Consider the following 13,696-nt stretch of genomic DNA (forward strand, 5'->3'; position numbering starts at 1 on the left):
GCAATCGACCCCCATGGTAACCCTGTTCGGGCAGGGGGCCAGCCGCTATCAGCGAGAAATGTGGCCTGCATCGGAGGCAGGCCACATTTTCAGCTTTTTCCCGCACTTGCTCATCGATTGAGGCGCATGGAGTTGGTTACTACTATGAGGGAGCTCAGGGACATGCCCGCCGCCGCCAGATAGGGGGGCAGCCAGCCGCTCGCCGCCAGCGGCAACACTAGCAGGTTGTAACCGATGGACCAGGCGAAGTTCTCCTGGATGATCCTGCGGGTGCGCAGCGCCAGGGCACGGGCAGTCAGCAGGCGGGAGAGATCGTCGGCCAGCAGAATGGCGTCGGCGCTGTTCTTCGCCAGATCCGTGCCGCCCGCCATGGCGAAGGAGGCATGGGCACCGGCCAGCACGGGGGCGTCGTTGATGCCATCCCCCACCATGATGCTGATGTCTCCCGCCGCTTCCCGGGCCTTGAGGTAGGCCAGCTTGCCATCGGGGGTGACCCCTTTCACCAGCTCATCGACCCCGAGTTCACGGGCCACGGCGTCGGCCTGAGGGGAGCTGTCGCCGGTGAGGATGGTGGTCTGCAGCCCGGCCGCCTTGAAGGCCTGGATCAGGGCACCGGCATCCGCCCGCACCGTATCGGCCAGGGTGAAGCGGGCGAGCGGTCCTGTCTCGTCTGCCAGATAGATGGCCAGCCCCTGGGTCGCCTCTTGCTCGTCAGCCAGCGCTAGCCAGCGGGCGCTGCCGATGCGGTAATGCTTGCCTGCGATCCTGCCCTGGATGCCGTGGCCTATGACGGGGGTTACCTCGCTGGCCGCCGGCAGCATGGCATCCTCTGCCCCCTGGCTGCGAAACGCGCGGGCAATGGGGTGCTCGGAGTAGGCTTCCAGCGCGCGGGCTATGGCCAGGCAGTCCGTTTCAGCGAGTCCGGCCAGGGGCTGAATGGCCACCAGGCTGATGTTGCCCGTGGTCAGGGTGCCGGTCTTGTCCATCACCACCCGGTTGGCCTTGGTCAAGATGTCCAGCACATGGCCACGGCGCAGCAGTATGCCGCTGCGGGTCAGGTGGGCGGTGGCCGAGGTGAGCGCCGTCGGGGTCGCCAGCGACAGGGCGCAGGGGCAGGTGGCTACCAGCACCGACAGGGTGACCCAGAAGGCCCGCTCCGGCGCATGGAAGTGCCAGAAGGTCCAGACGGCGGCGGCGATGAACAGCAGCACCAGGATGAAATGGCGTGAAAGCACATCCGCCAGCTGAGCGATGGCGGGTTTGTCATCCAGCGCGTGATCCTGCAGCCGCATGATCTGGGCGAGGCGCGACTCTTCGATGGGGTGGCTGACCCGGATCTCGAGAGGCGCATCCGTGTTGATGGTGCCAGCGAAGACGGGATCCCCCGCCTGCTTGAGCAGGGGCAGCTGCTCGCCGGTCAGCATGGCTTCGTTGAGGCTGGCCTGCCCCAAAGTGATGATGCCGTCGGCGGGCAGGGTAGCACCGGCCAGCACCCGGACCCTGTCCCCCACCCGCAGCGTCTTGGCGGCCACCTCGTGCTCGCCATCTGCATCGATGCGGGTGGCCATGATGGGCACCAGGCGCGCCAGGTTGGAGCTGGACTCGGATGCCTTGCGCCTCGCCCTGAGCTCTAGCAGGCGGCCCAGCAGCAGGAAGAAGACGAACATGGTGATGGAGTCGTAATAGACCTCACCCGTGTTGAAGACGGTGGCCCAGATGGAGGCGACGAAGGCGCCGATGAGGGCCAGCGACACAGAGACATCCATGGAGAGGTGACCCTGTTTCAGGCTGCGCCAGGCCCCTGCGTAAAACGGCTGGGCCGAGTAGATCATGATGGGGGTGGAGAGCAGCAGGCTTATCCACTTGAAGTAGATCATGAATTCCTCCTCGACGCTGATGAAGAGATCCATGTAGAGCGCCACGGCGCACATCATCACCTGCATGGAGCCGAGGCCGGCCAGCGCCATGCGGAACATGTAGCTGCGCACCTCGCGGGCGTAGAGGGCCTCCTGGCTGTGGGTCTGGAAGGGGTAGGCGCGGTAGCCTATCTTGGCGAACCCCTTGAGGATGTCGCTTAACGAGAGCTTGTCCGGGTCCCACTTGATGCGGGCGCGGTGGGTGGTGGTATTGACGTTGACATAGTGCAGCCCCGGCAACCCCATCAGGTGGCGCTCGATGAGCCAGGCGCAGGCGGCGCAGGTCAATCCCTCCACGCTGAGCCGGATCTCCCGCAGGGTGCCCGTCTCGGTGATGAACTCCTGCTGCACCTCGGCCAGATCGTAGTGGGTGAGGGCGGCGAGCTCGCTCGGAACCAGCTCCCCCTTGATACCTGGGGCGGTGCGGTGTTCGTAGTAACTGGCAAGGCCGCATTCGAGAATGGTCTGTGCCACTGCCTGACAGCCAGGGCAGCACATGGGTTGCACTATCCCCTTGATCTCCAGGGTAAAGTTACTGCCAGTGGGAACCGGTTCACCACAGTGAAAACAGCCGGTCATGATCATTATCCCTCTTTGGAGCTGCCCTTGTGGGCGAGATAAGGGAGGACGCCGTCATGCCTGGATGAACGTTACCGCTCATCAAGGGCTCAGCGTCCCTTGGGATCGAGTTCCAAGGGGGCCTTGGTCGGCAGTTGCGCCGTCTCTTGCAGGCGCCACTCGTGATTGAAGGCATCGACCCGGATGTGCCACTTGCCGGTGAGGGGCTGGTCCAGCATCAGACGATAGACCCCCTTGCCATCGGCAGTGAGCAGATGATCGCTGTCCCGACCTGCCAGGGTCGGGTGGAACAGGGAGAGGTGCAGTGCCTGACCGGCGGGGATCTCCCCCGACAGGGGCTTCAAGGTCAGCTCCTTGTCGCTGACCGAGAGCTCGACGCGGATACCGAGGGCCTCGGCGCGATCGAACTTGCTGAGATCCTGATTAATCTCCTTGCCCTGTTTGTAATAGTCTTCCGCCACCAGGTTGACCCCATCCTGGCTGGCGATGATGGCGGTGGCAATACTGCCGATCACGGCGGCGCAGGGGAGGGCGATGATGAACCAGGGCCAGAACTGGCGATACCAGGGTTGAGTCATGGTGCTACCGAAACATATGGTTAACGAAATGGAGGGATTCTTGCCAACACAAGATAACAAAAAGCCTCGAAGAGTCGAGGCTTTTTGCTGCGTAATCACGTGCTTATCACATGTTACTGCTTATTTTACTGCGCCTGGTGGGACAAACTATAGACATAGGATGCCAGCAGGTGGACCTTGTCTTCTCCCAGTATATCCTTCCAGGCCGGCATCACACCGTGACGACCATGGGTGATGGTCTGTTCGACCACCTGACGAGAGCCGCCATACAACCAGGTGTTGTTGGTGAGATCCGGTGCGCCGAAGGCGATACCGCCCTTGGCATCCGGACCGTGACAGGCGGCGCACATGGCGAAACGGGCTTCCCCCTTCTTGGCTTCCACCAGATCGACCTTGCGGCCGGACAGGCTCAGCACATAGGAGGCAACCTCCTTCACCCCATCCTGACCCAGGATCTCGCCCCAGGCGGCCATGACCCCCTGACGACCGCCCATGATGGTGGTCTTGATCTGGTCAGGCTGACCGCCCCATTGCCATTCGCTGTCGGTCAGGTTCGGGAAACCGCGACCGCCGCGGGCATCGGAGCCGTGGCACTGGGAGCAGTTCTGCAGGAACAGACGCTGGCCCACTTTCAGGGCTTCCGGATCCTTGGCGATCTCGGTGATCTCCTTGTAGCTCTTGCCGTCGGCCTGGTAGGTCAGCTCGCGGAACTTGGCGCCATAGACCTCATCGGCCTTGGTCAGCTCACGATCATACTCGACCGCGAGGCCTTCCGCCTTGGCAGACGTCACCGCGGCCTTGGATTCGGCCAGGGAGCGAACGTCCTGGTTGGAACTCTGCCAGCCCAGCAGGCCTTTGAAGTTGCCGAGGCCAGGGAAGGCGAGCAGGTAGACCAGACCGGTCACGATGAAGAAGAGGAACATGTAGGACCACCACTTCGGCAGCGGGTTGTTGATCTCCTCGATACCGTCGAAGGTGTGCCCCATGGGTTGACCCTCGGGGGAGCCCATCTTGTCCTTCATGCACCACATCAGCAGCAGGAAGCAGCCGAGTATGGTGCCCAAGCTTATGACGGTCACAAAAATGCTAAACAAAGTGCTCATTATTGCTTCGCTCCTGCGTTCTTGTTATCAGCACTGGGTTGCTCGTCGTCGGCAAAAACCAGGTTGGCAGCCTCGTCGAAGGAGGCCTTGCGGCGCTTGCTGTAAGCCCAGACGATGATGCCGATCATGATGATCATCAGCAGCAGGGTATACAGGCCGCGAAATGTGCCGTAATCCATATCCCGACTCCTTATTTCAGGGCATGACCCAGTGATTGCAGATAGGCCACCAGGGCATCGAGTTCGGTCTTGCCCTTCACGGCATCGCTCGCCCCCTTGATGTCCTCATCGGTATAAGGCACGCCGAAGTTGTCCCGGAACAGCGCCAGCTTCTTGCCGGTCAGCTCGCCGGTCAGGACGTTGGTGTCGAGCCAGGGGAAGGCGGGCATGTTGGACTCGGGCACCACGTCCCGCGGGTTGATCAGGTGAGCGCGATGCCAGTCGTCGGAATAACGACCGCCGACCCGGGCCAGATCCGGGCCTGTACGCTTGGAGCCCCACAGGAAGGGGTGCTCCCACACGCTCTCGCCGGCGACCGAGTAGTGACCGTAACGCTCGGTCTCGGCGCGGAACGGACGGATCATCTGGCTGTGACAGACGGTGCAGCCTTCGCGGATGAAGATGTCGCGCCCTTCCATCTGCAGGGCGGTGTAGGGCTTGAGGCCCTCCACCGGCTCTGTGGTCTGTTTCTGGAAGAACAGCGGGGTGATTTCGACCAGGCCCCCCAGGCTGATGGCAAAGATGATGCCTATCACCAGCATGGGTACGCTCTTTTCAAAGATCTCGTGACGATTATTGTTGCTCATGCTTTGACCTCTTCAATCATGCTGGCTGTGCGACGGGTTCCAGGGAACCCTTGGGCGCAGTGATGGTGCGATAGGCGTTGTAGGCCATCAGCAACATGCCGGTGACGAAGAAGCAGCCACCCAGGAAGCGCACGAAGTAGAAGGGATAAGAAGCCTGCAGCGCTTCCACGAAGCTGTAGGTCAGGGTGCCGTCATCGTTGACCGCACGCCACATCAGCCCCTGCATCACGCCGGAAATCCACATGGAGACGATGTAGAGCACTGTGCCCACGGTCGCCAGCCAGAAGTGAACGTTGATGAGGCGGATGCTGTACATGCGGCCCTGCTCGAACAGGTTCGGGATCAGGTGGTACACGGCGCCGATGGAAACCATGGCAACCCAGCCCAGGGCACCGGAGTGGACGTGACCTATGGTCCAGTCGGTGTAGTGGGAGAGGGCGTTGACCGTCTTGATCGCCATCATGGGGCCTTCGAAGGTGGACATGCCGTAGAACGACAGGGACACGATCAGGAAGCGCAGTATGGGGTCATAGCGCAGTTTGTGCCAGGCACCGGAGAGGGTCATGATGCCGTTGATCATGCCGCCCCAGGAGGGTGCGAACAGGATCAGGGACATCACCATGCCCAGTGACTGGGCCCAGTCTGGCAGGGCGGTGTAGTGCAGGTGGTGCGGGCCGGCCCAGATATAGAGGGAGATCAGCGCCCAGAAGTGCACTATGGAGAGACGGTAGGAGTAGACCGGGCGTCCCGCCTGCTTGGGCACGAAGTAGTACATCATCCCCAGGAAGCCGGCCGTCAGCAGGAAACCGACCGCGTTGTGGCCGTACCACCACTGCACCATGGCATCCATGGCACCGGAATACATGGAGTAGGACTTCATGCCGGACAGCGGCACTTCCATGTTGTTGACGATGTGCAGCACGGCCACAGTGACGATGAAGGCACCAAAGAACCAGTTCGCCACATAGATGTGGGAAGTGGTGCGTTTGACCAGGGTGCCGAAGAAGACGATGGCGTAACTCACCCAGACCACGGCGATGGCGATGTCGATGGGCCACTCCAGCTCGGCATACTCCTTGGAGGTGGTGTATCCCAGCGGCAGCGAAATGGCGGCAGACAGGATGATCGCCTGCCAGCCCCAGAACACGAAGGAGGCAAGCTTGCCACCGAACAGTCTGACCTGGCAGGTGCGTTGCACCACATAAAAGGAGGTGGCCATCAGGGCACTGCAACCAAACGCGAAGATGACCGCGTTAGTGTGCAGGGGACGCAGGCGACTGTAAGTCAGCCAGGGGGTATCAAAGTTGAGGGCAGGCCAGATCAACTGGGCTGCGATCAGTACACCAACCGACATACCGACAATTCCCCAGACAATCGTCATGACGGTGAACTGGCGTACAACGGTGTAGTTGTACTCAGGGTGGTTTGTTGTATGGCTCATCGTTGTATTCCGCTTCCGATGCTGTTGTTTGTTTTTTGCCCGGTGTTCGGGACCATTTTCACCCCTGATTTGCAGAATCCTCTCGTTAACACCTGTTAATAAAAGGAAAAGCAAAAGGTGGTTAAATGAAAATTCATTGAGAATGATACTGAACTGACCGGTAAAATAACAGTACAAACAGTGATATATTTGGCTCCAGCGGGTCTCGTGTCCGCCAGTTTTTACCTTGCGCAAGATCACGAAAATCGCATTTTTAAAGTACCTTACAGGGCTGTTTTTTCATGAAAGAGAGACTCACTTCACGCAAAATCGTGCACTTGACCATAGTGCTGGCCATTTTGCTCTCCCTGATGGCCTATCGGACCTGGTTTTCGGGCCCGCCGAGGGGGGTGGCGACGGCAACAAATGATCAGATTTGTGATCTGTCCCACAGCAGTTGTCCCCTTCTCGTCGGTGGCAAGCCCCTGACGGCCAGCATAGACGGCTTGCCGATCCGCCCTGAACATGACTTTGTGTTGCGCCTTCAGGGGGGATCCCCCGCCATCACCCCCATCAAGGCCTGGCTGGAGGGCAAGACCATGTTCATGGGGCTCATCCCGGTGCAACTCGAGGCGAAGGAGGGGGGCTGGCAGGGGGCCGCTCAGGTTGGGAGCTGCACCACTGAGGCCATGGAGTGGCTGCTCAATATCGAGTGGAGCAATGGCCAGCGCCAGCAACTGGCGCTGGGGGTTTCACACTGACAGGAAGCCGCTGTTTGCGGCCCAGGAGGGGGGAGAAGTGAAATTTGATTTGAATTTTTCAGGCAGGTCGGTACCTTGCATTCATTATCAAGGAGTGAAGTTCATTTAATCATGATTGAAAAACAAGCATTTTATCGCACCCTCAACCAGCAGGCCCAGGCGCTGCTGGAGGGTGAACCCGACCTGATTGCCAACCTGGCGAATCTGTCTGCCCTGCTCAATCAGGAGCTGGCTGACATCAACTGGGTCGGTTTTTATCTGTTGCAAGGGGAAACCCTGGTGCTCGGCCCCTTCCAGGGCAAGCCGGCCTGCGTGCGCATTCCGGTGGGCCGCGGTGTCTGCGGCACGGCGGTGGCCGAGGGCAAGACCCAGCTGGTGGATGACGTACATCAGTTCACGGGTCACATCGCCTGCGACGGCGCCAGCAATTCTGAAATCGTGATTCCGCTGCGTCGCGGTGGTGAGATCATCGGGGTGCTGGACGTGGATAGTCCGATTTTTAACCGTTTCGACCAGGAGGACCGGATTGGCCTCGAAGAAACGGTGCAAATTTTGGAAAGCATGCTCTAAGTCATTGCTAGATGGTTCGCAAAAGGTCCCAAGCTCTCTATAATAGGGCCTTTGTTGTGTTCGGGCATGCCCGTGCGTCTATATGAAAGCCAAGGTTATACATGGAAAACACTGAAAAGCTGAAGAACAGTAAAGAGATCGTTGCCTACCTGGTCGAGAAATTCCCGGCCTGCTTCATCGCTGAAGGAGAGGCCAAGCCACTCAAGATTGGCATCTTCCAGGATCTGGCCGCGCGTCTTGCTGATGACGAGAGAGTCTCCAAGACCATGCTGCGCTCTGCTCTGCGTCAATACACCTCCAGCTGGCGTTACCTGCATGGCCTCAAGGCTGGCCAGGCCCGTGTCGATCTGGATGGCAACCCCGGTGAGCTGCTGACCGAAGAGCACATCGAACATGCCAAACAGGCCCTCAAGGAGAGCAAAGAGCGTGTCTTTGCCAGCCGCCGCACCAACACCAAGGAGAAGGAAGACAAGCCCAAGCAGCCGCGCCGCAACGCGCCGCGCAAGGCCGATGCCCCTCGCTCCGACAAGCCCAAGTCCGCTCCCAAGGCCGCGCCTGTAGCCGATGCTCCTCTGGTCAAAGTGGATGCCGCCACCCTGAAAGTGGATCAAGGCGTGCGCGTCGTGCTGGGCAAGTCTCCTGTGCCTGCGACCATCAAGGAAGTGACCAAGGATGACGTACAGGTTCAATTGCAGACCGGCATGATGTTGCGGGTCAAGTTCGAGCATCTGGTTCTCTAAGGAGACGAATGTTGAAGCATGGCGTGATTCGTTTTTCCCTCGTTGCCTGTAGCCTGGCGCTCGCCGGGCTCGCACAGGCCATCGAGCCGGTGCTCAAGGAAAGTGATTTGCCTGTGTTGGCTCAGGAGAGCCAACATGCTACGGCCAGCAAGCGAATTGCCAATCTGTTTACCCGCTCTCACTACAAACAGTTCAAGTTGGACGATGCCTTTTCCTCCGTGATATTTGACAAATATCTGGAGAATCTGGACTACAGCCGCAACCTGTTTCTGGCCTCTGACATCAGCCGTTTTGAAAAGTACCGTACCGGTTTTGACACCGACCTCGAGAGAGGGCGTCTGGCTCCGGCCTACGAGATGTTCAACCTGAGTCAGCAGCGGCGTTACGAGCGGTTCGAATACGCCCTCAAACTGCTCGACACTCCCCTGGATTTCACCCAGCCTGACAATTACATCTTCGATCGGGAAGGGGCTCCCTGGCCCAAAGACGAGGCCGAGCTCAACGAGCTGTGGCGTCAACGGGTCAAGTTCGATGCCCTGAGCCTCAAGCTCAGCGGCAAGGAGTGGCCCGAGATCAAGGAGCTGCTTGGCAAGCGTTACAACAACGCCATCAAGCGGATGTCCCAGACCGAGAGCGAGGATGTGTTCCAGCTCTTCATGAACTCCTTCGCCCGTGCCATCGAGCCCCACACCAGCTACCTCTCGCCGCGCAGCGCCGATCGCTTCAACACCGAGATGAACCTCTCGCTGGAGGGCATAGGTGCCGTGCTGCAGGCCGAGGATGACTTCACCGTCATCCGCTCCCTGGTGCCCGGCGGCCCGGCGGCCAAGTCCAACCACCTCAAACCCGATGACAAGATCACCGGGGTGGGACAGGACGATGGCAAGATTGTCGATGTGATCGGCTGGCGTCTCGACGACGTGGTCGAACTCATCAAGGGGCCCAAGGGCAGCAAGGTGAAGCTGGAGATCCAGCGCGGCAAGGGCGCGACCGCCAAGACCGAGCTGGTGGAGCTGACCCGCGACAAGGTGCGCCTGGAAGACAGGGCCGCCAAGTCCAAGGTGATCAACGCCGAAGGCAAGAAGATAGGGGTACTCGAGATCCCGAGCTTCTACGTCAATCTCCATGACGACGTCATCAAGGAGCTCTCCAGCCTCAACAAGCAGAAGATAGATGGCCTCATCGTCGACCTGCGCGGCAACGGCGGTGGTGCCCTGACGGAAGCCTCGGCCCTGAGCGGTCTCTTCTTCGCCAGCGGTCCAGTGGTGCAGATCCGTGATCACATGGGCCGTATCACGGTCAATGGCGACGATGACGGCAACGTCTACTACGGCGGCCCCATGTCGGTGATGATCGACCGCTACAGCGCCTCGGCCTCCGAGATCTTCGCCGCCGCCATGCAGGATTACGGCCGCGCCCTGATCCTCGGCGAAAACTCGTTCGGCAAGGGCACTGTGCAGCAGCATCGCAGCCTCGCCAAGGTCTACGACTTCTACGAGCAGCCGCTGGGTCACGTGCAGTACACCATCGCCAAGTTCTACCGGATCGATGGCGGCAGCACCCAGAACAAGGGGGTGGCGCCGGACATCAACTTCCCGACCGCCGTCTCGCCGGACGAGACCGGGGAGAGCCGGGAGTTCAACGCCTTGCCCTGGGACAAGATAGCCTCGGCCAGTTACGACAAGCTGGGGGACTTCTCCAGTCTGCTGCCCAAGTTGAAGTCGGCTCACGAGGCGCGGATCGCCAAGGATCCTGAATTTGCCTACGTGATGCAGGACATCAAGGAGTATCAGGCGGACAAGGACAAGAAGTCGGTCTCCCTGAACGAAGCCGAGCGACTGGCGGATCAGGCCAAGCAGGACGAGAAGGCGCTGGCGCGAGCCAACGAGCGACTGACCCGCCTTGGCAAGCCGACGGTGAAGAGCCTGGATGAACTGCCTGCCGATTTCGAGGCCCCCGACGAGTATCAGATCGAAGCCGCAAACATCACGGCGGATCTGGCGAGACTCAGCAAGGGCTGAGTGTCCAGGGTGGCATCCACATGAATACAAGGGCGACTCAGGTCGCCCTCTCTTTTGGCTGAATGCAAACTATTTGACCCTGCGGGATCGTTGTGACAGCCTCTGACACGTTGATAACAACGCGTGGAAGCACACAATAATGACCGATCACTCCCAGGCCATGACGGCCAAGTATCGCCAGGATTACCGGGCGCCCCTCTACTGGATCGACAGCATCGATCTCGATTTTCAGCTGCAGGAGCCCCTGACCCGGGTAACCGCCATCTCCCGGCTGCGCCGCAGCGGCGAGCACAACGAGCCCCTGGTGCTGGATGGGGAAGGATTGGTCTTGCACAGCGTCAGCGTGGACGGTGTCCCCTACACCCGGTTCGAGCAGGGGGAGAGCAGCCTGACCCTGTTCAACCTGCCCGCCGAGTGCGTGCTGACCATAGTCACGGATCTGGATCCCGCCGTCAACACGGCGCTGGAGGGACTCTACAAGTCCGGCGACGCCTACTGCACCCAGTGCGAGGCCGAAGGGTTCCGCCGCATTACCTATTACCTGGACAGGCCCGACATCCTGGCCCGTTACAGCACCCGGATCACCGCCGACAAGGCCAAATACCCCTATCTGCTCTCCAACGGCAACAAGGTCGACAGCGGCGAGCTGGACGGCGGCCGCCACTTCGTGCAGTGGCAGGATCCCTTCCCCAAGCCGAGCTACCTGTTTGCCCTGGTGGCCGGTGACTTCGACGTGGAGCGGGGTAGCTACGCTACCCGTAGCGGCCGCAAGGTGGCCCTCGAGATCTTCGTCGACAAGGGGAACCTCGATCGCGCCGGTTTCGCCATGGAGAGCCTGATCAACGCCATGCGCTGGGACGAGCAGCGTTTCGGCCTCGAGTATGACCTCGACATCTACATGATCGTCGCGGTGGACTTCTTCAACATGGGCGCCATGGAGAACAAGGGGCTCAACATCTTCAACTCCAAGTTCGTGCTGGCCAACCCGGCCACCGCCACCGACGGCGACTACCACGGCATAGAGCGGGTCATCGCCCACGAATACTTCCACAACTGGACCGGCAACCGCGTCACCTGCCGCGACTGGTTCCAGCTCAGCCTCAAAGAGGGGCTGACGGTATTCCGGGATCAGGAGTTCTCCTCGGACCTGGGCTCGCGCGGGGTCAACCGCATCAACAACGTGCGTACCGTGCGCGGCCCGCAGTTTGCCGAAGATGCCGGCCCCATGGCCCATCCCATCCGCCCGGATGTGGTGATCGAGATGAACAACTTCTACACCCTGACCATCTACGAGAAGGGGTCGGAAGTGATCCGCATGCTGCACACCCTGCTGGGTGAGGATAATTTCCAGGCCGGCATGCGCCTCTACTTCGAGCGCCACGACGGCTCGGCCGCCACCTGCGATGACTTCGTGCAGGCGATGGAAGATGCTTCCGGTGTGGATCTCGGCCGTTTCCGTCGCTGGTACAGCCAGTCCGGCACCCCCGAGCTGACCGTGACCGACGACTACGATGCCGCCAGCGGCGTCTATCGCCTCCACGTGCGCCAGCACACCCCGCCGACCCAGGATCAGCCGCAAAAACTGCCGCTGCACATTCCCCTCGACATCGAGCTCTATGACGAGCAGGGGGCTGCCATTGCGCTGCAATACCAGGGCAAGGCCATCGGCAACGTGCTCGACGTGCTGGAAGAAGAGCAGACCTTCCTCTTCGATCGGGTGCAGGTCAAGCCGGTTCCCTCCCTGCTGCGGGACTTCTCCGCGCCGGTCAAGCTGCACTATGACTACAGCGACGAGGCGCTGGCCTTCCTGATGCGCTTTGCCCGCAACGAGTTTGCCCGCTGGGATGCGGCCCAGATGCTGATCAACAAGGCGGTCATCGACGGAGTGGCACGGGTGCAGCAAGGGCAGGGGGTTGAGCTCTCCCCAACCCTGCTGGCGGCCTTTGTCGCCATTCTGGACGAATCCGGGCTGGACTCGGCCCTCAAGGCGGAGATCCTGGCGCTGCCCGGTGAGGCGACCCTGGCCGAGCTGTTCGAGGTGGCCGATATCGACGCCATCCATCGGGTGCGTAACGAGATCCACACCTCGCTGGCCCACGCCTTTGGTGCCCGGCTGGCCAGCACCTATGAGGGTCTGCGGCTGACGGGCTACAGGGTGATCCATGCTGACACCGCCAAGCGTGCCCTCAAGGCCGTGGTGCTCGGTTATCTGGCGGCCCTGGCTGCGGAGCAGGCCGATGTGCTGGTGCGCGAGCAATACGCGGCGGCCGACAACATGACCGACACCCTGGCGGCGTTGCTGGTGGCAAACAACCATCTGCTGCCGTGCCGCGGCGCGCTGCTGGCGGACTTCGAAGGCAAGTGGGCCCATGACGGACTGGTGCTGGACAACTGGTTGCGCCTGGTGGGCAGCAAGCCTGCCGCCGACGTGCTGGATGAGGTGAAGCAGGCGATGGCCCATCCCACCTTCAGCATCCGCAACCCGAACCGGCTGCGGGCCCTGGTCGGCAGCTTTGCCATGAACAACCAGGTGCAGTTCCATGCCGTGGATGGCAGCGGCTATCGCTTCCTGACCGATCTCTTGATCGCGCTCAACGAGGTCAATCCCCAGGTGGCGTCCCGCCTCATCACGCCGCTCATCCAGTTCAAGCGACTGGATGAGCGGCGCAAGACGCTGATCCGCGCCGAGCTGACCCGCCTGGCCAACCTCGAGGGGCTGGCACGGGATCTGTTCGAGAAGGTAAGCAAGGCGTTGGCGCAGTAAGCGTGCTGGTCACGGGCAGGGGAGCCAGGCTCTCCTGCCCGTTTTTCATCAAGAGGAGGGGGGAATGAGGCAGTACACCTTTCGGCTGGCCCTTGGCCGCGACGAGATCATGCTGATGTACCAGGGCCAGGCCAGACGCCTGGTGGTGCGCACCGAGCAGGGGTTGACCATAGAGCTGGGCCTGGAAAAGATCCGCTCCTTTGTCAGCGTCAGCGGGGTGCACGGTCACTTTCGGCTGGTTACCCAGGATGATCACCGTTTTGTTCGCCTGGAGAGGCTCTCCTGAAGGCAGCTCACCATCCAAGAGCGCGCCGTTCATCCCGGTGGCCCCTGCCTCGAAAGGGTCGGTTGCCGTAGTCGAACCGCTGGTGTGAGCGTCCTGTAGAGGGGAATACCCCTGCTTGCGGCGCCAAATGCAGGACGATGAGCGCCCCATTAA

Annotated in this window: 12 protein-coding genes; 6 read left to right on the top strand and 6 right to left on the bottom strand. The window is 60.9% G+C overall.

The window, feature by feature from the left end; translation table 11 throughout:
* Positions 1 to 110: 110 nt before the first annotated feature.
* The 6 genes from WIR04_RS10260 to ccoN form a co-directional block, all read right to left on the bottom strand.
* Entirely contained in the window at positions 111 to 2,495 is a 2,385-nt protein-coding gene (locus tag WIR04_RS10260) for a heavy metal translocating P-type ATPase (protein WP_338892383.1), read from the bottom strand.
* A gap of 89 nt (positions 2,496 to 2,584) precedes the next feature.
* Entirely contained in the window at positions 2,585 to 3,073 is a 489-nt protein-coding gene (locus tag WIR04_RS10265) for a FixH family protein (protein ID WP_307765388.1), read from the bottom strand.
* 125 nt (positions 3,074 to 3,198) lie between these two features.
* The gene (gene ccoP, locus WIR04_RS10270; protein WP_041204268.1) at positions 3,199 to 4,176 is read right to left on the bottom strand and encodes a cytochrome-c oxidase, cbb3-type subunit III; all 978 of its coding nucleotides are present in this window, start codon (positions 4,174 to 4,176) and stop codon (positions 3,199 to 3,201) included.
* On the bottom strand, positions 4,176 to 4,355 hold the full coding sequence (locus WIR04_RS10275) for a cbb3-type cytochrome oxidase subunit 3 (protein ID WP_005329633.1): 180 nt from the start codon (positions 4,353 to 4,355) through the stop codon (positions 4,176 to 4,178). Before WIR04_RS10275 ends, ccoP begins: the two co-directional genes overlap by 1 nt.
* 11 nt (positions 4,356 to 4,366) lie before the next feature.
* Complete coding sequence (gene ccoO, locus WIR04_RS10280; protein WP_025327011.1) at positions 4,367 to 4,981, bottom strand: cytochrome-c oxidase, cbb3-type subunit II; 615 nt, start codon at positions 4,979 to 4,981, stop codon at positions 4,367 to 4,369.
* Between the two features lie 16 nt (positions 4,982 to 4,997).
* Positions 4,998 to 6,422 (bottom strand): cytochrome-c oxidase, cbb3-type subunit I, encoded by a 1,425-nt coding sequence (ccoN, locus tag WIR04_RS10285; RefSeq protein WP_025327010.1) that lies wholly within the window; start codon positions 6,420 to 6,422, stop codon positions 4,998 to 5,000.
* Between the two features lie 281 nt (positions 6,423 to 6,703).
* Here ccoN and WIR04_RS10290 point away from each other — a divergent pair, with 281 nt between their 5' ends.
* The 6 genes from WIR04_RS10290 (at position 6,704) to WIR04_RS10315 (ending at position 13,543) form a co-directional block, all read left to right on the top strand.
* A complete protein-coding gene (locus tag WIR04_RS10290; protein ID WP_338892386.1) occupies positions 6,704 to 7,162 on the top strand; it encodes a hypothetical protein in 459 nt (152 codons plus the stop codon).
* Positions 7,163 to 7,273: 111 nt separating this feature from the next.
* On the top strand, positions 7,274 to 7,732 hold the full coding sequence (locus tag WIR04_RS10295) for a GAF domain-containing protein (protein WP_005329612.1): 459 nt from the start codon (positions 7,274 to 7,276) through the stop codon (positions 7,730 to 7,732).
* A 101-nt stretch (positions 7,733 to 7,833) separates the two neighbouring features.
* Complete coding sequence (proQ, locus tag WIR04_RS10300) at positions 7,834 to 8,472, top strand: RNA chaperone ProQ (protein ID WP_025327008.1); 639 nt, start codon at positions 7,834 to 7,836, stop codon at positions 8,470 to 8,472.
* Positions 8,473 to 8,480: 8 nt separating this feature from the next.
* Positions 8,481 to 10,493 (top strand): carboxy terminal-processing peptidase, encoded by a 2,013-nt coding sequence (prc, locus tag WIR04_RS10305; protein ID WP_025327007.1) that lies wholly within the window; start codon positions 8,481 to 8,483, stop codon positions 10,491 to 10,493.
* Between the two features lie 139 nt (positions 10,494 to 10,632).
* Positions 10,633 to 13,257, top strand: coding sequence for an aminopeptidase N (gene pepN / locus WIR04_RS10310; RefSeq protein ID WP_338892388.1), 2,625 nt, complete (start codon positions 10,633 to 10,635; stop codon positions 13,255 to 13,257).
* Positions 13,258 to 13,321: 64 nt separating this feature from the next.
* Positions 13,322 to 13,543 carry a DUF2835 family protein gene (locus tag WIR04_RS10315; protein WP_338892390.1) on the top strand — a complete coding sequence of 74 codons (222 nt, stop codon included), beginning with the start codon at positions 13,322 to 13,324 and terminating at the stop codon, positions 13,541 to 13,543.
* The last annotated feature ends 153 nt before the right edge of the window (positions 13,544 to 13,696 follow it).

Source organism: Aeromonas rivipollensis (assembly GCF_037811135.1).
Lineage (GTDB): Bacteria > Pseudomonadota > Gammaproteobacteria > Enterobacterales > Aeromonadaceae > Aeromonas > Aeromonas rivipollensis.

Coding starts and splice junctions, on each gene's coding strand:
- WIR04_RS10260 (WP_338892383.1), bottom strand. CDS start 2,495: ATGACCGGCTGTTTTCACTGTGGTGAACCGGTTCCCACTGGCAGTAAC.
- WIR04_RS10265 (WP_307765388.1), bottom strand. CDS start 3,073: ATGACTCAACCCTGGTATCGCCAGTTCTGGCCCTGGTTCATCATCGCC.
- ccoP (WP_041204268.1), bottom strand. CDS start 4,176: ATGAGCACTTTGTTTAGCATTTTTGTGACCGTCATAAGCTTGGGCACC.
- WIR04_RS10275 (WP_005329633.1), bottom strand. CDS start 4,355: ATGGATTACGGCACATTTCGCGGCCTGTATACCCTGCTGCTGATGATC.
- ccoO (WP_025327011.1), bottom strand. CDS start 4,981: ATGAGCAACAATAATCGTCACGAGATCTTTGAAAAGAGCGTACCCATG.
- ccoN (WP_025327010.1), bottom strand. CDS start 6,422: ATGAGCCATACAACAAACCACCCTGAGTACAACTACACCGTTGTACGC.
- WIR04_RS10290 (WP_338892386.1), top strand. CDS start 6,704: ATGAAAGAGAGACTCACTTCACGCAAAATCGTGCACTTGACCATAGTG.
- WIR04_RS10295 (WP_005329612.1), top strand. CDS start 7,274: ATGATTGAAAAACAAGCATTTTATCGCACCCTCAACCAGCAGGCCCAG.
- proQ (WP_025327008.1), top strand. CDS start 7,834: ATGGAAAACACTGAAAAGCTGAAGAACAGTAAAGAGATCGTTGCCTAC.
- prc (WP_025327007.1), top strand. CDS start 8,481: ATGTTGAAGCATGGCGTGATTCGTTTTTCCCTCGTTGCCTGTAGCCTG.
- pepN (WP_338892388.1), top strand. CDS start 10,633: ATGACCGATCACTCCCAGGCCATGACGGCCAAGTATCGCCAGGATTAC.
- WIR04_RS10315 (WP_338892390.1), top strand. CDS start 13,322: ATGAGGCAGTACACCTTTCGGCTGGCCCTTGGCCGCGACGAGATCATG.